The 20,123-nt window shown below is 70.1% G+C and carries 18 protein-coding genes; 1 reads left to right on the forward strand and 17 read right to left on the reverse strand.

Annotation, left to right across the window (positions count from 1 at the left end):
* The first annotated feature begins 543 nt into the window (after positions 1-543).
* A complete protein-coding gene (locus ABEB28_RS30290; RefSeq protein ID WP_376980808.1) occupies positions 544-1,704 on the forward strand; it encodes an arginine deiminase in 1,161 nt (386 codons plus the stop codon).
* Positions 1,705-1,711: 7 nt separating this feature from the next.
* On the opposite strand, the gene ABEB28_RS30295 is transcribed toward ABEB28_RS30290, so the two are convergent.
* The 17 genes from ABEB28_RS30295 to ABEB28_RS30375 form a co-directional block, all read right to left on the reverse strand.
* Positions 1,712-2,557, reverse strand: a complete 846-nt coding sequence (locus ABEB28_RS30295) for a DUF5926 family protein (protein WP_345731664.1) — start codon at positions 2,555-2,557, stop codon at positions 1,712-1,714.
* Positions 2,558-2,596: 39 nt separating this feature from the next.
* Positions 2,597-4,135 carry a sensor histidine kinase gene (locus tag ABEB28_RS30300; protein WP_345731665.1) on the reverse strand — a complete coding sequence of 513 codons (1,539 nt, stop codon included), beginning with the start codon at positions 4,133-4,135 and terminating at the stop codon, positions 2,597-2,599.
* Between the two features lie 42 nt (positions 4,136-4,177).
* The gene (locus ABEB28_RS30305; RefSeq protein WP_345731666.1) at positions 4,178-5,041 is read right to left on the reverse strand and encodes a glycerophosphodiester phosphodiesterase family protein; all 864 of its coding nucleotides are present in this window, start codon (positions 5,039-5,041) and stop codon (positions 4,178-4,180) included.
* Between the two features lie 122 nt (positions 5,042-5,163).
* Entirely contained in the window at positions 5,164-5,511 is a 348-nt protein-coding gene (locus tag ABEB28_RS30310) for a rhodanese-like domain-containing protein (RefSeq protein WP_345731667.1), read from the reverse strand.
* A 45-nt stretch (positions 5,512-5,556) separates the two neighbouring features.
* Positions 5,557-5,742: a hypothetical protein gene (locus ABEB28_RS30315; RefSeq protein WP_345731668.1), complete on the reverse strand. Its 186-nt coding sequence runs from the start codon at positions 5,740-5,742 to the stop codon at positions 5,557-5,559.
* Positions 5,743-6,474: 732 nt separating this feature from the next.
* Positions 6,475-7,650: an LCP family protein gene (locus tag ABEB28_RS30320; protein ID WP_446684882.1), complete on the reverse strand. Its 1,176-nt coding sequence runs from the start codon at positions 7,648-7,650 to the stop codon at positions 6,475-6,477.
* A 147-nt stretch (positions 7,651-7,797) separates the two neighbouring features.
* Positions 7,798-8,799: a UDP-glucuronic acid decarboxylase family protein gene (locus ABEB28_RS30325; RefSeq protein ID WP_345731670.1), complete on the reverse strand. Its 1,002-nt coding sequence runs from the start codon at positions 8,797-8,799 to the stop codon at positions 7,798-7,800.
* A gap of 194 nt (positions 8,800-8,993) precedes the next feature.
* Positions 8,994-10,727, reverse strand: coding sequence for a solute symporter family protein (locus ABEB28_RS30330; RefSeq protein WP_345731671.1), 1,734 nt, complete (start codon positions 10,725-10,727; stop codon positions 8,994-8,996).
* Positions 10,724-11,083: a DUF485 domain-containing protein gene (locus ABEB28_RS30335; protein WP_345731672.1), complete on the reverse strand. Its 360-nt coding sequence runs from the start codon at positions 11,081-11,083 to the stop codon at positions 10,724-10,726. Before ABEB28_RS30335 ends, ABEB28_RS30330 begins: the two co-directional genes overlap by 4 nt.
* 233 nt (positions 11,084-11,316) lie before the next feature.
* Positions 11,317-11,877: a DoxX family protein gene (locus ABEB28_RS30340; protein ID WP_345731673.1), complete on the reverse strand. Its 561-nt coding sequence runs from the start codon at positions 11,875-11,877 to the stop codon at positions 11,317-11,319.
* Between the two features lie 175 nt (positions 11,878-12,052).
* Positions 12,053-12,850, reverse strand: coding sequence for a class I SAM-dependent methyltransferase (locus tag ABEB28_RS30345; protein WP_345731674.1), 798 nt, complete (start codon positions 12,848-12,850; stop codon positions 12,053-12,055).
* Between the two features lie 157 nt (positions 12,851-13,007).
* A complete protein-coding gene (locus tag ABEB28_RS30350; RefSeq protein ID WP_345731675.1) occupies positions 13,008-14,723 on the reverse strand; it encodes a sodium/solute symporter in 1,716 nt (571 codons plus the stop codon).
* Between the two features lie 7 nt (positions 14,724-14,730).
* Positions 14,731-15,114: a DUF485 domain-containing protein gene (locus tag ABEB28_RS30355; RefSeq protein WP_345731676.1), complete on the reverse strand. Its 384-nt coding sequence runs from the start codon at positions 15,112-15,114 to the stop codon at positions 14,731-14,733.
* A 28-nt stretch (positions 15,115-15,142) separates the two neighbouring features.
* Positions 15,143-15,907 (reverse strand): LytR/AlgR family response regulator transcription factor, encoded by a 765-nt coding sequence (locus tag ABEB28_RS30360; protein ID WP_345731677.1) that lies wholly within the window; start codon positions 15,905-15,907, stop codon positions 15,143-15,145.
* The gene (locus ABEB28_RS30365; RefSeq protein WP_376980806.1) at positions 15,895-17,130 is read right to left on the reverse strand and encodes a sensor histidine kinase; all 1,236 of its coding nucleotides are present in this window, start codon (positions 17,128-17,130) and stop codon (positions 15,895-15,897) included. Before ABEB28_RS30365 ends, ABEB28_RS30360 begins: the two co-directional genes overlap by 13 nt.
* Positions 17,131-17,250: 120 nt before the next feature.
* The gene (locus tag ABEB28_RS30370; RefSeq protein WP_345731679.1) at positions 17,251-18,852 is read right to left on the reverse strand and encodes a sugar transferase; all 1,602 of its coding nucleotides are present in this window, start codon (positions 18,850-18,852) and stop codon (positions 17,251-17,253) included.
* 322 nt (positions 18,853-19,174) lie between these two features.
* Complete coding sequence (locus ABEB28_RS30375) at positions 19,175-20,029, reverse strand: Fpg/Nei family DNA glycosylase (RefSeq protein WP_345731680.1); 855 nt, start codon at positions 20,027-20,029, stop codon at positions 19,175-19,177.
* Positions 20,030-20,123 lie beyond the last annotated feature (94 nt).

Raw genomic sequence — 20,123 nt, forward strand, 5'->3', positions numbered from 1 at the left:
ACCCACCCGCTAAGGCTTCGCTGGGGCTCACTTCTCATGATTGGCTGCACTCGGTCAGATTCGCGTCGCGCTGGACTTTCGTCCGCGCCGCTCCGCCCGCAGCAACCCTTCCAACCTAGCTCGGTCGGTCTCGCTCTGTCAACCCGGGGCCTTCGAGAGGAAGTTCCCGGACCGGTTGAGCAACCGCCCGGCGGTCCGGCGACCTACCGGAGTAGGTTTCCGTTCCGCGTCGCGCTCGTGAATCTTTCGATCCGCTCGCGGCGACGGGGTGAACTTTAGGCAGGGCCCGCATCGATCTGCAAATCGGCTGGTCAGCGGCCTTGCGGCCCCGATCGGCGCTCTGCACGGGACTCGCGCGACGACGGCACACGACCGTTCGGCTCCGAGCAGATCGCGTCAGAGGGTGGAAGTTGGGCGCCTGGGTAACCTTCCGGCGTGTCAGACCTCGCCCGACCGCAGCCCTCGTCGACGCCGACCGACCAGACGGCTCCGCATGCGCGGCGTCCCTACGTGGACAGCGAGGTGGGCCGGCTTCGTACGGTGATGCTGCACCGTCCAGGGCCGGAGCTCCGGCGGCTCACTCCACGGAACAACGGCTCGCTCCTCTTCGACGGCATCCCGTGGGTGGCCAGGGCCCAGGAGGAGCACGACGCGTTCGCGGAGGCTCTGCGCTCGCACGACGTCGAGGTGCTCTACGTCGACAAGCTGCTCGCGGAGGCGCTGGCCGATCCAGGTGCCCGCAAGGAGATCTCCGAGTCGCTCCTCGGTGACCGCCGCTGGGGTGACACGCTCCGCCGCCGCGTCGCCGACTACCTCGAGGACCTCGACGCGGAGGCTCTCGCCGCCACCGTCATCGCCGGCCTCGCTCACGAGGAGCTGCGCAACGGCGCTGGGCTCACCTACCGGCTGATGGATCAGCACGACTTCGTACTCGAACCGCTGCCGAACACGCTCTTCACCCGGGACTCCAGCGTCTGGGTGCGGGACGCCTCGGCCGTGACCAGCATGGCGATGCCGGCCCGGCTCCGGGAGAGCACGATCACCGGAACGATCTACCGCTGGCATCCGCGCTTCGCCGGCTCGTCCGCGCTGTACGGACGCGAACTGGAGCCGCTCGAAGGCGGTGACGTGCTGCTGCTCGCTCCGGGCGTCATCGCGGTCGGCGTCGGGGAACGCACGACGCCGGCCGGTGCCGAACGGCTGGCGAGCCGACTGTTCACGGAGGGAAGGGCCAGCTCGACCCACACCGTGTTGGCGGTCCCCATCGCACAGCAGCGCGCGACGATGCACCTCGACACGGTGTGCACGATGGTCGACCTGGACGCCGTCGTCGCCTACCCCGCGGTGGCCGACACGCTGGTGGCGTATCGGCTCACCCCGGGTGTCGACGGCGAACCGACGGTGAGCGGCCCGGTGCCGTTCCTCGAGGCCGCGGCCGAGGCCATGGGCGTCGACCGGCTCCGGGTGATCCCCACCGGCTTGGACCCGGTTACCGCTGAGCGCGAGCAGTGGGACGACGGCAACAACACGCTCTGCATCGCGCCGCGGCTGGCCGTCGCGTACGAGCGGAACGTCGAGACGAACGCCCAGCTCGAGGACTCCGGGATCGAAGTCATCCGGATCCCCGGCAGCGAGCTCGGATCGGGTCGCGGTGGTCCCCGGTGCATGTCCTGCCCGATCGTCCGCGACCCGCTGACGGACTGACGCGCGGCTACCGCAGCGTCAGCTGGCGGCCGCGCAACCCGTCCCGCGCTCGACGCTCGGCCGAGTTCAACGGATCCGTCACCGCGACGGCGTCCGCGTAGCGCTTGGCGAGATCGGCCAGCGGCTGCTCGTACTCGGCCGGCTCGGGATCGCGCGGGAGGTCCCAGACCGGCGCCAGCAGCCCGTGCGCCCGGAACGCGCCGACGTACCGCCCGGTCGAGCCGAGCGCGAGGTCGCCGGCGGCGTGCAGCCGAGCCAGCGCATCGAGGGCCACGTCCTCGGGCTCGGGCAGCACCCACCGCAGGTGTGCCTTCTCGGTGACCTGGCACCAGTACGCCGCCGGCGCCGACGGCACCGCCACGGTCGGCAGGATCGAGGAGTTCGCCTGTTCGAGACTGCCGGCGATCTCTGGGTCGTCCGGCCGCGGATCGTCGAGCCAGTAGTCGAACGTCGAGTGGACCGTCACGTCCAGCTGCCCGTCGTCGGCCAGCAGATCCTGCAGCCGGGGACCGGGCCCCGGCAGGCCGGTAGCTCCGACGTAGTTGCCGGGCTCCGCGCGCAGCGCGTCCTCGAGCACCGTGGCCAGGTCTCGGCTCAAGTCACCGGAGCGGGCCGGCATCTGCACCGACAGAAGGATCCGGCCGTCCGGCTTGACCAGCGCCGGCAGAGCCATCGGCAGCACCGTGGTCAGGATCACCGGGCGGTCGGGGTGGTCGGCCAAGGCCAGGGGAGCGGTGGCCGCCGGGACGAGTTCGCGCAGCGCGACCCACTCGGCTTCGGTCGCCAATCCTTCGAACGGACGCCCGACGAATACGTCCCTGGTCTTCTTCTCCCGACGTCCCCGCTTGCCCACGACCACTCCTCGCTGCTGACACCTCGGTCGGCCAGGAGCCTACGACGCCGACCCCTCCGTCGTGGGCCGCGGCACCGGGTGGTCGGCACGGCGCAGCCGGACCTCGACCACCGAACCGCCGCCGGGACGCGGACGCAGCGAGACCCATCCGCCCTGCCGATCCAGCAGCTGCCGGATGATGTAGAGCCCCAGACCGACGCCCCCGAACCGACGTTGGTCACCCCGGTCGGCCTGCCAGAACCGCGCGAACACCGACTCGACCTGGTCCGCCGGTACGCCGATGCCGCGATCGGCGACCCGGAACCAGACCGCCGAGACGTCGGCCCCTGCGGTCACTTCGATGTCACCACCGTCCGGCGAGTACTTGTACGCGTTCGTCAGCAGCTCGGTGACGATCGTCGGGATCGAATCCGCCTCGCCGATCGCGAACGGCAGCGTCGCCGGAATGCGAGTACGCAGCCGGAGGCCGTCCTCGCTCGCGGGTGCGGCCGCCAGTGCGCTCGCCAGCGCGGTGCGCAGATCGAACGCGTGCGTCTGCGGGGGGCGGATGTCGCCGGCCCGGTCGCCACTGAGCAACCGGTCGACGAGCGCCGCGAGCTGTCTGCTACGCGCGACGATGACCTCCGCGGCGGATCGACGTCCTGCGTCGTCGAGCTGGTCCCAGCGGGTGACCAGCGTCTCGGCGTAACCCCGGACGATCGTGAGCGGCGTGCGCAACTCGTGGCTCGCGGTGGCGAGGAAGAGGTTCTGCGCCTCGTCCCTGCGTCGGGCCTCGCTGACGTCGTAGAACGTCACCACACGGCGGGACGCGTCGAGGGCAGCGCAGCGCGCCTCGATCCAGCGGCCGTTCGGCAGGCGGTGCTCCCGCACCTGGCCGGGGACCGGGATCGGGAACGGCAGCGGCTGGTTGAGCATCTTGTCGGTCGCGCCCTCGGTGATCTCCTCGGCGGCCGGGTTCCAGGCCTGGACGAGCCCCGCGGCGTCCACCACGGCGATGCCCTCCGGCACGGCGGTGGCCACCGTGCCAATCGGCTCGGGCAGGCGGTCGGGGCGAATCACCGCCAGCGCGCCGATGCCGGCCGCGAGGCACTCCAGGACCGCGCGTTCCATCCGCAACTCGCCGTCCCGCGGGGACTCGATCGCCACCACGAGCGCGCCGAGCGGGCCGTAGCGTCGCACCACCCGCGTCATCAGGATCCACTCGCAGCCGTGGTCGCGCAGGTCTCCGCGGAGCACCGGCGTCGCTTCGGCCCAGCCGAACTCGATCGTCCGGTGCGGGCTCCCGAACAGCCGCGCGAACGACGAGCCGGACAGCGGTAACCGTCGTCCGGCCATCCAGTTCACCGAGTCGCTGGTCGCGACGGCCCGGAGGGCTCCCGGCTCACTCAGCAGGAAGGCCGCTCCCACCCCACCGACCAACTGCTCCAGCGCGTCCACGACGCGGCGCAGCGCAGGCACCTCGACCGGCCCGCCGGAGACGTCGTCGAGGATGTGGGTGATCGCCCGGAACGCGTCGGCGGCATCGAGCGGTGGGAGGTCGGCGCCTCCCCGCGGTGCTTCCGCATTCCCGTCCGGCACGGTTCCATCGAACACCGTCGCGGCCGAAAGCGGCAGTACCGATCAGGGCACCCGCTGGAGGTGGTCGAGCAGCCGCGCCGGACGGTTGGTGGCGATCATGTTCGCACCCAGCCCGAGGACGAACTCCATGTCCGCGAGTTCGTCGACCGTCCAGACGTAGAGCTGGTTCCCCGCCGCCCGGATCCGCTCGGCGAACCGCGGCCGCGATCGCAGGACGTGTAGGCCGGGGCCGGCGATCGTCGCGCCGAACGGCAGCGTTCCGTCCCGGTACAGGGGCGGCAACCCGTCGAAGAGCATCACGGCGGGGAGTTCGGGCGCGAGCTCGCGCAGTCGCCGTACTGCCATCGGCGAGAACGACATCACGACGACCCGGGACGAGGCGACGTCCGGCGCCGGGCGGTCGGGGACCAGGCCGAATCGGCGGAGGCTCGCGACGACGCGCTGCTCGACCAGCCCACCCCAGCGGGTGGGGTGCTTGGTCTCGACGTAGAGCTGGACGTTCCGCCCGCAGTCGACGAAGAGTTGGAGCAGGCGCTCGAACGTCAGCACTCGGCGCTCGGCGTCGCGGATCTTGTCGTCGTCCTCGATCGGCTGCCGGTAGTCCCGGTCGCGGCGCGCCGCGACCAGGTCGTCGGCCGACTCCGGCAGGTCGACTTTCCACCCGCCGAAGTCCAGGGAATGCAGGTCCTGCAGCGAGCGGTCGCTGACCGCGCCCCGTCCGTTGGACGTCCGTTCGAGCCTGCGGTCGTGGACGCAGACGAGGTGACCGTCCCGGGTCAGCCGGACGTCACACTCCAGTCCGTCAGCGCCCTCGGCCAACGCCTTCTCGTAGGCGGCCAAGGTGTGCTCGGCGAGGAGGGCTGAGGAACCACGATGGGCCACGACCAGCGGGCCGTCGGATTGCACGGCCGAAAAGATAGTCGAAGCTCTGCCCCAGGAGTGCAGCTGGGTCGGAACGTTGAGTCACATGTTCGTGAACAGGATGCAACGAATGGGCGCAACGCGGCCCGAGTGAAACGCGGACGAAGTCAGAGCACCCGAGCCGGAAGGCCGGTGTCGGCGACGATCGCGCGCCCGGATGCTTCCCAGGCGAGCATTCCCCCGTCGAGGTTCGCGACGTTCTCCCAGCCCTGCGCTGCAAGGTATGCGGCGACCTGCGCGGATCGGCCGCCGACTCGGCAGACGACGACGACCTCGCCGACGGTCGGCACCTCGGCCAGTCGGGCCGGGATCTCCCGCATCGGGATGTGGTGTGCGTGCGGCGCGTGGCCGGCGTCCCACTCGTCGGGCTCCCGGACGTCGAGCAAGTAGACCTCGTCGGAGAGCAGGTCAGGAGTGACGTCCGGGACTTCAGCGGGGAGCGACGGCTGCACCATGCAGCCATTCTCGCCCATGGCCCGAGTGATCCGAGCCTGCGGGGCTCACCGGCGGATGAGCTCGTTGCCCGCACTCCGGCTGTCGGCCTGCTGGTTGACCGCGTAGGCAGCGCCCAGGCCACCGAAGCCGACCAGCACGAGCACCGCGCCCAGGACGACACAGACCTTCGTCCACATCGGGAGCGTGAGCGTGCGCGGCATCCGGATCGGGGCCGGCAGCGACGGCGTCATGCTCCGCACGGGGGGAGCGCTGCGCATCGGCACCGGAGGAGCGCTGATCGGGCGCCGGGCCGGAACGCGCGGCGGCGGTGCTGCCTGCGCCGCGACCCGCGGGGCGGGACCCCGCTGCTGCACTGGAACTCGTTGAGCAGGAACGCGCTGGGCAGCAACGGCCTGGGCGGGGATGCCCGGAATGGGACCGCCGTGGCCAGGTACCGCGACGGAAACAGCGACCCTCGGCGCGGGCTGCTCGGGCGTGCGGCGCGGCGCCGGAATGACCGCGGTCGCCGCTCCGTCAGTGTTCTTGCTGGGCCTCTCGGCGTCCTGAGCGGACATAGCCGGAAGGAACCCGGTGTCGGCTGACGGCGGCTTGATCCGGGGGATCTTGCCGGTCTTCCGACCACCCGCGGCCCGACGGAACTTCGGGTCCTCGGGTTTGACGAATAGAACTCCGGTCGGCGTATCGCCGTTAGCGTGCCTACCCACGATGGCCTCGGCGCGTCCTCTCAGGCGACTGTCAGGTGACTGTCAGGACGCCGATACTGTAACGACTCGCGTGACGCCGAGTACAGCTTTCGAGTGGACAGCTGGCGATTAGCGGGACCGGGCGATGCGAACGACCGAATTGTCGAGGCGTTCGGATGATTAGTTGAACCATCCGCCACTGGCGTACGTGGGGGGCGGTAACTACGAGCGACGGCCCGCCGAGTGATTCGGCGGGCCGTCGTCGGCGTTGGGCGGGCGTCAGCGACCGCGAGTGACGTCGTTGCCCGGGTTGGCGGCGAGCCAGTCGGCCACCGTGTCCTTCTCCACAGCACCCCACAGCTCGATCGCCTTCTCCTTGTCGGAGACGACGACGCTCTGCCCGTCGACGTTCTGCGAACCGAGGTGCGGAGAGGTCACGAACGAGAGGTCGCCGGGGCGCAGGCCACGGAACTCCAGCGCCATGTCCTTCAGCGAGAACGCGTTGTCGACGGTGAGCGACGTCGTCGCGGCGTCGAGGAACTTCTTCAGCTTCACCGGGTTGGAGAGCGTCCCGGACTCGGTGGCCTTCTGCATCAACGCGCGGAGGAAGATCTGCTGACGCTGGACGCGGTCGAAGTCTCCGCGCGGGAGGTTGTAGCGCTGGCGGACGTAGTCCAGGGCAGCGTCCCCGTCGAGCTCGTTCACGCCGGCCTTGAACGTCCGCTTGCTGCGCGGGTCGTAGACCGTCTTGTCGACCGTGACCTTGACGCCGCCCAGCGCGTCGGTCATCGCCTTGAAGCCGTTGAAGTCGATCTTCGCGACGTGGTCGATCTTGACGCCGGTGAAGTTCTCGACGGTCTTCACGGTCAGCGGGATACCGCCCCAGGCGAACGCCGCGTTGATCTTGGCCCGGGCGCCACCGTTGCCGTTGAGCTCGGGCACGGAGACGTAGGTGTCCCGGGGGATCGAGATGATGTATGCCTTGGAGTGATCGGCCGGGATGTGCAGCACCATGATCGTGTCGGCGCGCTCGTTCTTGACCTCGCCGGTGTTCGGCTTGGCGTTCGGGTCGTACGCGCCACCGTCCCGGGAGTCGGAGCCCAGGATCAGGATGTTCTTGGTGCCCTCGACCGACTTGCCCGGCCGCTCTCCGAGGCCGGAGAACGCGTCGGTGCGGTTCAGCTTCTCGTCCAGGTTGGTGACGTAGGCCAGCCCGCAACCACCCGCCAGCAGAACGATCAGGACGATGACGGCGCCGATGACGAGTCCGATGCGACCCCAGCGCGGCTTCGTCTTACGCGGACCGCCTCCGGTGTAGGTCGTCCCCCGGGTGCCGTACACGGTGCCGCCCGCGCTGCCGGGTTTGGTCGCGGGAGGTTGGGTGCGCGCCACGGGGTTCGCTCCTTGCTGTGGGGGTCGTCGTGCGTCGTCTCGTCGGTGCTGGACGAGATTCAGCGTATCGACGGACGTCGAGCCGAACTGTTGTCATGACAACGGTCGACTCCGCAGCCCAAACGGCCCGAACTGGGTATTTCCGCAGCTCAACGCGGTTAAAGCACCGCGCTGGCAGGCGTCCGGGTCGGGGAGCTGACAGCAGAGGCGTCAGGCAGACGACGCAGAGGCCGCCGTCGACGCGGTCGCCGACGTCTCCGCGGCGTGCGCCGTGAACCATTCGAGCGTCCGCCGCAGCCCTTCCGCGGGGCTGACCGACGGCGCGAACCCGAGCAGTTCCCGCGCCCGCGTCAGATCGGGGCGCCGCAGCTCCGGGTCGTCGGTCGGCCGGGGAAGGAAGCTGATCGTCGAGCGGGAGCCCGCCAACGCCACGATCGTCTCGGCCAGCTCGCGCATCGTCAGCTCGTGCTCGCTGCCCAGGTTGATCGGGCCCGGCTCGTCCGAGTCGAGCATCGCGAGGATGCCGTCGACCAGATCCGAGACGTAGCAGATCGACCGGGTCTGTCCACCGGTGCCGTGCACGGTGATCGGGGCGCCGACCAGCGCCTGCGAGGCGAACGTCGGAATGGCCCGGCCGTCGTCCGGCCGCATCCGCGGACCGTAGGTGTTGAAGATCCGTACGATGCCGGTATCAACGCCGTGAATACGGCGATAACCGGCGGTCGCGGCTTCGGCGAACCGCTTGGCCTCGTCGTAGACCGCCCGCGGGCCGATCGGGTTGACGTTGCCGCGGTAGGTCTCCGGCTGCGGATGGACCTCCGGGTCGCCGTACGCCTCCGACGTCGACGCGAGAACGAACCGGGCGCCTTGCTCGCGCGCCAGTTCGAGGCAGTGGAACGTGCCGGCGGAGTTGACCTTCATGACTTCGAACGCGAGCTTCTCGAAGTCGGTCGGCGACGCCGGCGAGGCGAAGTGCAGCACGCCGTCGAACCGGCCGGTGACCGGCAGTCCGTCGATCACGTCGGCCTCGACCAGCGTGAAGCGTGGCTCGTCGGCCAGGTGCGCGATGTTCGCGCGGCTTCCGGTCAGAAAGTTGTCGACGACGACGACTTCCGCTCCGCGCGCGAGCAACGCGTCACAGAGATGGGAACCGACGAAACCGGCACCGCCCGTCAGCAAGATCCGGTTACCGGCTCCGTACCGCTGTGCCATCTGCGTGCGACCGCCCCGGGTGTGTCAGCTGTGGTTGGCCAAGGGTACCCAGCGCTGCCGGAGCGTAGACCCGCAGCCCGCAGTTGACCGCTTTCCCATTTGTGACAGATCACTACTGGTAGTAACCACAGTGGCGGCGCCCCACCCTCCCGGACGAGGGGTGTGACGCCGCCACTGGGCGGGGAAGACGTGACTCAGACGGCTCCGGACCCGGTGAGCGACCGAACCTCGAGCTCGGCCCACTTCTCCCGGTCGCGTTCCTTCGAGAGGTACGTACCGATGATCGCGCAGGCGAAGCCGACCGGGATCGAAACGAGACCCGGGTTCTCCAGCGGGAACCAGTGGAAGTCGACGTCGGCCGGGAAGAGCGACAGGCTCTTGCCGGTGACCGGGTTGACCCCCTTGCCGGAGACCACTGGCGAGAAGAACACCAGCACGACCGCGGCGATCAGACCGCCGTAGATGCCGGCCGTCGCCCCGGCGGTGTTGAACCGCTTCCAGAACAGCGAGAGCAGGATCGCCGGCAGGTTGGCCGAGGCCGCCACCGCGAACGCCAGCGCGACGAGGAACGCCACGTTGAGCTGCTGAGCGAAGATCGCGAGGACGATCGAGATCGCGCCGATCACGAACGCGGCGATCTTCGCGACGTTGACCTCCTGCCGCTCGTCGACCTGCCCACGTTTGATGACGTTGGCGTAGAAGTCGTGGGCGAGCGACGAGCTGGACGCCAGCGTCAGGCCGGCGACCACAGCGAGGATCGTGGCGAACGCGACCGCTGCGATGATCGCGAGGAGCACCGCGCCGCCGCCGTCACCCGCCAGATCCCGGCCGAGTTCCTCGGCCAGCTGTGGAGCGGCGGTGTTGCCGGCGGCGTCCTGGGCAGCGATCGCCTCGCCGCCGACCAGTGCCGCCGCGCCGAAGCCGAGCGCGAGCGTCATCAGGTAGAAGGCACCGATCAGCGTGATCGCCCAGTTCACCGACGTCCGCGCGGCCCGGGCAGTGGGCACCGTGTAGAAGCGGATCAGGATGTGCGGCAGACCCGCGGTGCCCAGCACCAGGGCGAGGCCGAGGCTGATCAGGTCGAGCTTGCTGGTCAGCGTCTTTCCGGCGTCCCCGGCTGTCTCCACGCCGTAGCGCAACCCTGGTTCGAGGAACGCCGTACCCTTCCCGGATGCCTCGGCCGCCTCGCCCAACATCGTCGAGATGTTGAAGTTGAACTTGGCCAGCACCAGGACCGTCATCAGGGCGGCACCGGTCATCAACAGCGCAGCCTTGACGATCTGCACCCAGGTTGTGCCCTTCATGCCGCCGACCGTGACGTAGACGATCATCAGGGCGCCGACCAGGATGATCGTCACGACCTTGGCGGTGTCGGCAGTCATCCCGAGGAAGGTTTCCCCGGGTTTGATGCCGAGCAGCAGCGCAACCAGCGCGCCGGCGCCGACCATCTGCGCGAGCAGGTAGAAGATCGACACCACGATCGTGGAGAGCGACGCGGCCGTCCGGACCGGGCGCTGCCGCATCCGGAACGAGAGCACGTCGGCCATCGTGAAGCGGCCGGAGTTCCGCAGCGGCTCGGCTACCAGCAGCAGCGCGACCAGCCAGGCCACCAGGAAGCCGATCGAGTACAGGAAGCCGTCGTACCCGTAGAGCGCGATGATGCCGGCGATGCCGAGGAACGACGCCGCCGACATGTAGTCGCCGCCGATAGCCAGACCGTTCTGGAAGCCGGAGAAGCCGCGGCCACCCGCGTAGAAGTCGGTGGCGGTCTTGGTCTGCCTGCTCGCCCAGATCGTGATGCCGAGCGTCGCGGCCACGAACAGCAGGAACAGGACGATCGTCAGCGTGCGGGCACCGGAACTGGTGCCGCTGGCTTCCGCCGCGAGCGGCGCGATCGAATCAGCGGCCAGGATCGTGCCGGCGCTCATTTGGCCGCCTCTGCGTCGAGTTCGGCCTTGATCTTCTCGGCCATCGGGTCGAATCGACGTGCGGCGTACCGCGAGTAGAGCACCGCGATCAGGAACGTCGAGACGAACTGCAACAAGCCGAAGAAGAACGCGATGTTGAGGTTGCCAACGACCTTGGTGTCCATGAAGTCGCGCGCGTACGCGGAGAGCACGACGTAGAGCAGGTACCAGGTCAAGAACGCCGCGGTCATCGGGAAGATGAAGCGGCGCATCGTGCGACGTAGTTCGCCGAATTCCGGACTGGCCTGCATCGCGAGCGCGCGCGCAGCGCGTTCGTCAGGGGCGTCGGCGTCCGTGGGATGGACATCGGTGGACATGCGGGCACCTCCCCGGTGGTTGAGTGAGAGTGGGTCAGCCGCCCGTGCGCACCATCCTGAACGGCACAGGTGGCTGAACGACTCTCATTGGGGTGCCCGCACGCTAAGCATCCTTGACCGGTCCGGACGCAGTACTGGTCGCTCGCTGCGACGAGCGGTCGGGACTCGGCGCTCAGTGGCGTTGGTCACAGCGCCGGGCGGTAAGCCCGACGCTGCGACTCGAGCGGCGAACGTCAGACGGGGAGCTTTTCCCGCGCGACTTTGGCCGCGTGCTCACTGGACTTCCGGGCGGATTTCGCCGCGTGCTCGGTCGTCTTCCGAGCGGACTTGGCGGCGTGCTCGGTCGCCTTGCGGGCGTCCTTCGCGGCGCGCCGGGCGCGCCAGGAGAGGCTCGGACGGCCCTCGGTGTCGACCGCGGCGAGCACCAGGCCGCCGAGCACGGCGAGGTTCTTCTCGAACTCGGCGCGCTGGCGGGCCTCGGTCTCGGGGGTCGCGTCGGCGGACTTGTGCGGCAGGATGCCGCCCGCCGGGACCAGCGAGCCGGCCAGCAGCAGAGCGGAGAGCCGCGGAGCGCGTCCGGTGGCGAGCGCGATGCCCGCCACGATCTGGACGGCCGCGGTCGCCCGGACCACGGTGGTCGGGTCCTTGGGGATGGACGGGAATTGGTTGGAGACCCGCTCGACCAGGGGGCGGACCGCGTCCGCCGACTCGTCGGGGTTGCGGAGCGCCGCGTAGCCTCCACGGACGAACGTGTAGCCCAGCAGCGAGCGGGCAGCGAAGCGTACCGGTGTCATCTCCGAATGATGCCCGCCCAATAAGCATTCAAAGCGCCGCCAGGCGCGTGCTTTGTTCTGACTGTGGAGCCCGCTGAGAGCGGGGCTGGCAGTCGAGCGCGAGGCCGCCTCGACCTTAGTGTGGCCTCAAGGCCTCGCACTCGCCTGTCAGCGTCGTTCTCAGCGGGCCGCCCAACTAGCGGGCCGTGCAGACGAATAGGCCGGTGTCTGTGGTTAGGCGGAAGGCGCCGTCGCGGTCGATGACGGCGTCGACCTCGGCGCGGATCTCTTCGGCGTGCTCTTCCGAGAGCTGCGTACCGCACACCGCGGTCAGCAGCCCCATCACCGCTTCCGGGTCGAGCAGCCGGAAGCCGTCGGAGAAGCGCTCCAGGCGAACCCCGGAGAATCGGTCGGCCAGCACGAGCGCACCGTTGCCGAGGTGGAACCGCGGTACCTCCAGCGGGCGCCAGCCCTCGACCCGCCCGGCGAGCAGACGATCGAGCTCGATCAGGTGCGTGGGGCCGTCGGCGGCGAGCACGATCGAGCCGCCCGGCCGCAGCACCCGGTCGAACTCCTCTAGCGCCGGTGCCGGGTCGTCGAGCACCTCGAGCAGGTGGTTGGCCACGACCGTGTCGAACGCCGAGTCACCGAGCGGCAGGTCGGCGAACTCGCCCTGGGTGACGGTGACCTGCGGGGCGCCGTCGACCGCATTGCGCAGTTCGGTCACGACGTCCGGCGAGATGTCGGTCAGCCAGACCCACCACGCCATCGGTAGCCGGTCGTAGTTGTAGGTCCAGAGCAGACCGGCGCCGGCCCCGACCTCCAGCACCGCCGCGACGTCCGGCGTGTGGGCGAGGATGCGGTCGAAGAGCCAGCCGTACCACGGCAGCCCGGCCGTCACAGGGTCGTGGTGCGCGCGCATACCGGCGGACAGGTGGGACCGGCCGGTGCGCCGCACGGATCCACCCTGGGTGGCATCGCGGAAACGGTGCATTGTCCCGTCCTCTCCGGGTCGCGCGCTCGCCACGACTTGTGAATGCCTCGGGTATAGCGTCTGTTTACTGCCGTTCGGAAGAGGTTCCACCGTACTGAGACCCCTATTTTGGGGCCGCGCCGGGCAGCGCTTACATCGAACACCCAGATATCGACTCTCAGTGACGAAGCGACTCGGGAGCGTGCAGACGGAGCATCGTCGCGCCGACGTCGTGCGGAATGCGACGACGCGTCAGCATCGAGACGACCACCATCACTGCGAACGCTAACGGCACGGTCCAAGCCGCGGGTTGCGCGACCAGCGCGGCCGGCCAGCCGGTGAGGGCGGGGCCGGCGACCGCCAGCAGCACCGCCACCGCGGCGGCACCTCCCCCCACCAGCAGCCCGGCGGCCGCACCGACGTCGGTCAGGCCGCGCCACCAGATGCCGAGCACCAGCAGCGGGCAGAAACTCGACGCAGCGACGGCGAAGGCGAGCCCGACCACCTGCGAGACGTCCAGGCCGTGCAGTTGCAGCGCGAGCACGGTCGGCACCGCACCGGCCAGCACCGCCGCCCATCGGAACCCGGTCACCGAATCGGTGCCCCGGCCGACGTCGCCGGTCCCGAGCACATCGGTCGCGAGCACACCGGCGACCGAGACGAGGAGCCCGGACGCGGTGGACAGGAAGGCCGCGAACGCGCCGGCCGCGACCAGGCCACCCACCAGCGCTGCGGCGAAGCCGTCGAGCATCGCGGCGGGCAGCACGAGCACGACCGCGTCGGTGTTGCCGGTCATGAACAGTTCGGGCGTGTAGACCCGGCCGAGCGCTCCGTAGAGCGCGGGGAACAGGTAGAACGCGCCGAGCAGGCCGAGCACGACCAGCGTGGTGCGGCGGGCCGCGGCGCCGTCGGGGTTGGTGTAGAAGCGCACGAGGACGTGGGGCAGCCCCATCGTCCCGAGGAACGTGGCGAGGATCAGCGAGTAGATCCCGAACAGCGCGGTCTCGCCGGTGGTCGACGGGGTGAGCCAGGCGCTGCCGTCCCGGGTCGCCAACCCCACCATGTGCGGGACCTCGGCTCCGGCGGGGAACGTGACGGTTCCGGGTCCGAGCTCGTGCTCGCCCACCGACAGGGTGGCCGGGCCGTCGAGTCCGACGCCGTCGAGCCGACCGTCGACCTGTACCGACACCGGCTCTGCGACCTCGACCCGAACCGGTGTGCGGACGTCGACCTCGGTGGCCGCACGGAACTCCGGCGCGGTCGGCGGCGCCAGCGCGGAGCGCTGATCGGCCTGCCACGCCAGCAGCAGGACCGCGACCGGGAAGGCGATCGCGGTCAGCTTCAACCAGTACTGGAACGCCTGGACGAACGTGATCGAGCGCATGCCGCCGCCGGCGACGTTCGCGGTGACCACGATCGCCACCCCGACCGCGCCCACCCAGTAGGGCGCGCCGGTCACGGTGCCGAGCGTCAGGCCGGCGCCTTGGAGCTGGGGAACCAGGTAGAACCAGCCGATGAAGACGACGAACGCCGTCGTCAGCGACCGGAGGCGGGGCGAGGCCAGCCGCGCTTCGGCGAAGTCCGGCAGCGTGTAGGCACCGGACCGGCGCAGCGGAGCGGCGACGAACAGCAGGAGCGCGAGGTAACCGGCGGCGAAGCCGACCGGGTACCAGAGCATGTCGACGCCGTTCTTCATCACCAGACCGGCGATGCCGAGGAAGCTGGCGGCCGAGAGGTACTCCCCGCTGATCGCTGCCGCGTTCCACGTCGGGCTCACCGCCCGGCTGGCGACCAGGAAGTCGCTCGTGGTCCGGGCCAGCCGGACGCCGTAGAGGCCGAGGGAGATCGTCGCCAGCGTCACTGCGACGACGGCGACCAACCCCGTCGGGTTCACCGGGCGGTCACGAGCGCTCGACCAGCTCGACGAAGTCCCGCTCGTTGCGCTCGGCGCCCCTGGTGTAGATCCAGCCGGCGACGACGAACAGCGGGTAAGCGGCGACGCCGAGCAGCAGCCACGGTAACCGGATCCCGAACACGGTCACCTCGGCCAGCCCCGGGAAGAGCGCGAAAAGCAGGGGGAGGGAGCCCACCGACAGAGCGACCAGCGCCGCCATCCGCACGGCGAGGCCCAACTGCGCCCGGACCAGCCCGCGGACGAGAACTTCACCGACGCCGGTCTGCTGGTCGAGCTCGGCCCTCACCGGCGGCGTCGGCCGGGCCTGCGGCATCTCGCCGAGGACGACCCGGACGCGTTGCGGGCGGGTCGTCGCATCGGTGTCGTCCATCACACCTCCCGGGCGCAGGCTAGTGAACTTAGCGCCAGCCGGTCTTGGCCGCGCGCACCAGACGGTCCTTCAGTTCCCGGGTATGCCGTCGACTCACCGGCAACTCCTGCCCGTCGACCACGACGACGTAACCACTGGAGCCCAGCCGCAGCTCGCCGATCACCCGCAGAGCGACCAGGTAGGAGCGGTGGATCCGGACGAAGCCGGCATCGGCCCAGCGCTCGGCGAGCAGCGAGAGCGGCACCCGCACCAGATGGTTGCCGTCGGCGGTGTGCAGCCGGGCGTAGTCACCGTGCGCCTCCACCCACCGCACGGACGACCGCGGGAGCATCCGCGTCGTCCCGGCGAGCTCCACCGGGATGACGTCGTCGAGGACCGGCTCCGGGCTGGGCCGGGTGCCCGCGGTGACGGCTCGGGCCCGTGCAGCCCGCCGGACGGCTTCGGCCAGTCGGTCGGCGCGCACCGGCTTGAGCAGGTAGTCGGCGGCGCCCAAGTCGAACGCGTCGACGGCTCGGTCGTCGTGCGCGGTGACGAACACGACCACCGGCGGCGAGGCGAATCGGCCCAGCACCCGGGCCAGCTCCATCCCGTCCAGCCCCGGCATCCGGATGTCGAGGAACACGACGTCGACTCCGCGGTCGCGCAGGCAACGCAGCGCCTCAGTGGTGTCCCCGGCCGTGACGACCTCGGCGACGCCGGCGTCACCGCGGAGCAGGTAAGCCAGCTCGTCGAGCTGTAACGGCTCGTCGTCGACCGCCAAAACCCGCAATCCCGGCGCTTTCACGATGCCCATCCGCTCACCACCCGGACTCCAGGTTGGAATTTCGGTACTCGCATGCTCACCTTGGTACCGGCGCCCGGCGCCGTCTCGACGACCAAGCCGCACCCCGGTCCGAAGACCGAGCGCAGCCGATCGTCCACGTTGGTCAATCCGACGTGCGCGCTGCGGGTCTCGCCGCGCCCTCCGCCTGCCGGCCGACGCAGCTGGTCCGGGTCCATCCCCACCCCGTCGTCCTCGACGCTGATCAGACACTCCGAGCCGGCGTCCGACGCGATGATGCTGACCGTGCCGGTGCCTGCCTTCCCCGCCAGGCCGTGCCGCACCGCGTTCTCGACGAGCGGCTGCAGGCACAGGTACGGAACGACGACCGGCAGCACCTCTGGCGCGACCTGGAGCCGCACTTGGAGCCGGTCCCCGAAGCGAGCCCGCTCGATCAGCAGGTAGCGGTCGATCGAACGGAGCTCCTCGGCCAGCGTCGTGTACTCGCCGTGCGCCCGGACGCTGTACCGCACGAACTCCGCGAACTCCTCGATCAGCTCGCGGGCGCGCTCCGGATCGGTTCGTACCAGCGCCGAGATCGCGGAGAGCGCGTTGTAGATGAAGTGCGGGCTGATCTGGGCCCTCAGCGCCCGGAGCTGGGCCTCGGCCAGCCGTTCCCGGGAGACGTCCAGTTCGGCGAACGCGAGCTGCGCGGACACCCACTCGGCGGTCTCCACGGCGGCCCGGACCAGCCCCGGTACCGGGTCGGTGTCGACGATCGCGACCAGCGCGCCGACCATTTCCTCCCCGGTCGAGAGCGGCACCACCACCGCACCGCGTACCGGGCATTCGAGCAGGTCGCAGGGCAGGTCGTCGGCGCGCAGCGCGATCACACGTCCGGTGCCCTCGTGCAGACCCTCCGGCCGGGAGTCCGCGAGCGCCGCCAGCACCGCGGGCGCGTGGTGTTCACCAGGGCCTTCCCAGGCCAGCACGCGGTCCGGGGCGACGAGCCCGAGCGCCGGACCACCGAGCAGCTGGTGGAGTGGCCGGATCGCCTTGGCCGCGGTGGTCTCGGTCAGACCGGACCGCAGCGGCGGAGCGGCCAGGCTCGCCACGTGCAGCACCTGGTAGGTGGCGCGCTGGGTCGGGGTGGCGATCACCCGTCGCTTCCGCGACCGTAGGACCACGGCGACCGCGAGCAGCACCGCGCCGAGAACGACCGCGGCCACGGTGGCCGCGGTCGGCGACGCCGGCAACAAGTCCTGAGCGGAGACCAGTTGCCCCTCCGCGGCGGACGCCAGACCGGCCGGCACAGGAGCCACACTGCTCATCCGCCCATGATGGGGCTTGGTACTTCAACGACGCGAGCGGAACGCTCAGTACGCCCCGTCCCGCTTCATGACCGCGAAGAACGTTTTGTACAGAATCATGAAGTCGAACGCGAGCGACCAGTTGTCGACGTAGTACAGGTCGAGCCGGACCGCGTCCTCCCAGGAGAGGTTCGAGCGGCCGGACACCTGCCACAGCCCGGTGATGCCGGGCCGGACCAGCATCCGCCGCCGGACGTCGCCGGCGAACTGCTCATTCTTCACCGGCAGCGGGCGCGGCCCGACCAGCGACATCTCGCCCAGCAGCACGTTGATCAGCTGCGGCAGCTCGTCGATCGACGTCTTCCGCAAGAAGTGACCGACCCGGGTGATCCGGGGGTCGTTGGACATCTTGAACAGCAGACCGTCGGTCTCGTTGCTGCCGAGCAGCTCGGCCAGGCGTTCCTCGGCGTCGACGTACATCGTCCGGAACTTCCAGACCCGGATCGTCGAGCCACCGCGTCCGGCCCGCGCCTGGCGGAAGAAGACCGGGCCGGGGTCGGAGATCTTGATCGCCAGCGCGGCGATACCGAGGATCGGCGAGATCAACACCAGGCCGACGAGCGCGGCGAGCCGGTCGAACAGGCCCTTGAGCAGCCAGCCGACACCGGAGATCGTCGGCTCCTCGACGTGCAGGAGCGGCAGACCCTCGACCGGGCGGATGTGCACCCGAGGGCCAGCGATGTTGGTGAGCGCCGGTGCGACGACCAGATCGACACCGCTGCCCTCGAGCTGCCACGCCAGCCGGCGGAGTGCGTCCGGGGAGACCCCGCGCGCACCGCAGACCGCGATCGTGTCGGCGCCGACCTGCTTGACCCGGTCGAGTGGCTCGACCTTGCCGTTGAACACCGGAATCGGCAGCGAGGTCTGCTCGCCGGTGGGCTCGGTGAGGCAGATCCCGACCGGGACCAGCCCGGCGTTCGGGTTGCGGGTGGTGATCCGGTACACCGAGAGCGCCTCGCCGAGCGTCCCGACCAGCAGGATCCGCTGCGACGCGCGGCCGCGCCTACGGACGACGTGCAGCACCTTGCGCGTCACGAAGCGCACGAGCAGCGTCACCGTCGCGGTCAGCGGCAGGACCGTGCCGACCGACAGACGCGAGAGGTCGGCCTTCTGGGTGAACGCGAGGAAACAGACCACCGCGGTGAGCGTGATGATCGCCTTGACCACGCGCTTGAACTCGTCCGGCCCGAGGCCGAGGTAGCGGCCTTCGTAGGCGCCGTGCACCCAGAGCGTGAAGATCCAGGCGGCCGGCAGGATCAGCAGCGCGGTCCAGTTCAAGACCGTGCGGTCGAAGAAGCCGGCTTCCGCCTGGGGATACATGTGGATTACCGCCCAACCGGCGGCCGAGCAGCTCAGGAAGTCCAGCAGGAGCAGGAGCAGCCGGTACCGCTGAGCCCACCGGTGCTGCCGGTTGCCACCGCGGGTACGCGGCGAGCGCTGCACGCCGCCCGGCTCGATCACCAGGGTGCTCTCCAGGCCGGGCGCGAGCGCGTTCGCCGCGCTTCCGGTGGCTTCGGGCGCTCCCACCGGAGGCGGGGCCGTGGTCGGCGGTGCGCCGGCCGAGGTGGGGGCGGGTGCGGCGGTCGGTGGTGCAGCGAGGTCGTGCATGCGGCCACTTCTGTCGGGGGCGCCGTTCACCGGCGCTCCGTTGGCGGCGGGCTGGGAAGCCCGGGACGTGGACGTGGCTGCGCCTGTCCGTTCAGCGCGTTGGGTCACGACAGTCGCCTCGACCGCACGAAGGTCCACTCCCCACTCCGGTCGCCGACGGCGACCCAGTCGAGACGGCGACCGAACGGTGCCGTATCGGTGCACTCGCGAACGCCCACCCCCGACCGCGCACGCGTCGGATAGGGCACGGTAGCGCTCCTTCTCCCCGTGCGAAACCAGGGACGCGGGTGACTGGTGGGACTGATCGCTGACTGCATGGACTTCACCGGATCAACTTGGACATTCTGCGATCGGCGAGCGGCTTGCCGCCGGTCTGGCAGGTCGGGCAGTACTGCAGCGACCGATCGGCGAAGGACACCTCTCGCACGAGGTCGCCACAGACCGGGCACGGTAGGCCGGTCCGCGCGTGGACCCGGAGCCCGGAGCGCTTCTCGGCCTTGAGCGTCGCGGCGCCCTGGCCGATGCTCCGCTCAACCGCGTCGGTCAGCACCGACCGCAAAGCACCGTACAACCGCGTGACATCCTCGTCACTCAACCGGTACGCCAGAGCGAACGGCGAAAGCTTCGCGACGTGCAGGATCTCGTCGGAGTACGCGTTTCCGACACCGGCCAGCACGGTCTGGTCGGTCAGTACGCCCTTGATCTGCCCACGCTGTCCTCGGATCCGCTCGGCGAACTCGGCGTCGGAGATCGAGAGCGCGTCCGGACCCAGCCGGGCGATGCCCGGCACCTCGCTCGGATCGCGGACGAGGTAAACGGCGAGGCTCTTCTTCGTGCCGGCCTCGGTCAGGTCGAAGCCGGACTCGTCGTCGAGGTGGACGCGGAGCGCGATCGGCCCGCGGCCGGGCTTCGGCGGTGCGGCCGGCAACGAGTCGCGGTAGTGCAGCCAGCCCGCTCGTGCCAGATGGGTGACCAGGTGGATGCCGTCGACGTCGAGGTCGAGGAATTTGCCGTGCCGCGTCGCACCGGTGACCAGGGCCCCGTGCAACGCGAGCGGCGTCGGGTCGTAGGTCTTCAGCACTCCGATCGCGGCGACGTCGATCCGCGCGATCGCGTGGTCGACCGCACGCTCGCGCAGGTAGGCGGCGAGCGCCTCGACCTCCGGTAGCTCGGGCACGCCTTCAGTCTGCCCGGACGAATCCACCGTCGGCGAGCGGACCCCTACGGCGTGTCCGAATCGGTGCGCTGGGCCTCGGCGATACGGATGAGGT

Source organism: Cryptosporangium minutisporangium (genome assembly GCF_039536245.1).
In the GTDB taxonomy this organism is placed as follows: Bacteria; Actinomycetota; Actinomycetes; order Mycobacteriales; family Cryptosporangiaceae; genus Cryptosporangium; species Cryptosporangium minutisporangium.

What these genes read in the sequence shown, in the direction of transcription:
- ABEB28_RS30290 (WP_376980808.1), top strand. Translation starts at nt 544, where the DNA reads ATGCTGCACCGTCCAGGGCCGGAGCTCCGGCGGCTCACTCCACGGAAC.
- ABEB28_RS30310 (WP_345731667.1), bottom strand. Translation starts at nt 5,511, where the DNA reads ATGGTGCAGCCGTCGCTCCCCGCTGAAGTCCCGGACGTCACTCCTGAC.
- ABEB28_RS30315 (WP_345731668.1), bottom strand. Translation starts at nt 5,742, where the DNA reads ATGACGCCGTCGCTGCCGGCCCCGATCCGGATGCCGCGCACGCTCACG.
- ABEB28_RS30325 (WP_345731670.1), bottom strand. Translation starts at nt 8,799, where the DNA reads ATGGCACAGCGGTACGGAGCCGGTAACCGGATCTTGCTGACGGGCGGT.
- ABEB28_RS30330 (WP_345731671.1), bottom strand. Translation starts at nt 10,727, where the DNA reads ATGAGCGCCGGCACGATCCTGGCCGCTGATTCGATCGCGCCGCTCGCG.
- ABEB28_RS30335 (WP_345731672.1), bottom strand. Translation starts at nt 11,083, where the DNA reads ATGTCCACCGATGTCCATCCCACGGACGCCGACGCCCCTGACGAACGC.
- ABEB28_RS30340 (WP_345731673.1), bottom strand. Translation starts at nt 11,877, where the DNA reads ATGACACCGGTACGCTTCGCTGCCCGCTCGCTGCTGGGCTACACGTTC.
- ABEB28_RS30345 (WP_345731674.1), bottom strand. Translation starts at nt 12,850, where the DNA reads ATGCACCGTTTCCGCGATGCCACCCAGGGTGGATCCGTGCGGCGCACC.
- ABEB28_RS30355 (WP_345731676.1), bottom strand. Translation starts at nt 15,114, where the DNA reads ATGGACGACACCGATGCGACGACCCGCCCGCAACGCGTCCGGGTCGTC.
- ABEB28_RS30360 (WP_345731677.1), bottom strand. Translation starts at nt 15,907, where the DNA reads ATGGGCATCGTGAAAGCGCCGGGATTGCGGGTTTTGGCGGTCGACGAC.
- ABEB28_RS30370 (WP_345731679.1), bottom strand. Translation starts at nt 18,852, where the DNA reads ATGCACGACCTCGCTGCACCACCGACCGCCGCACCCGCCCCCACCTCG.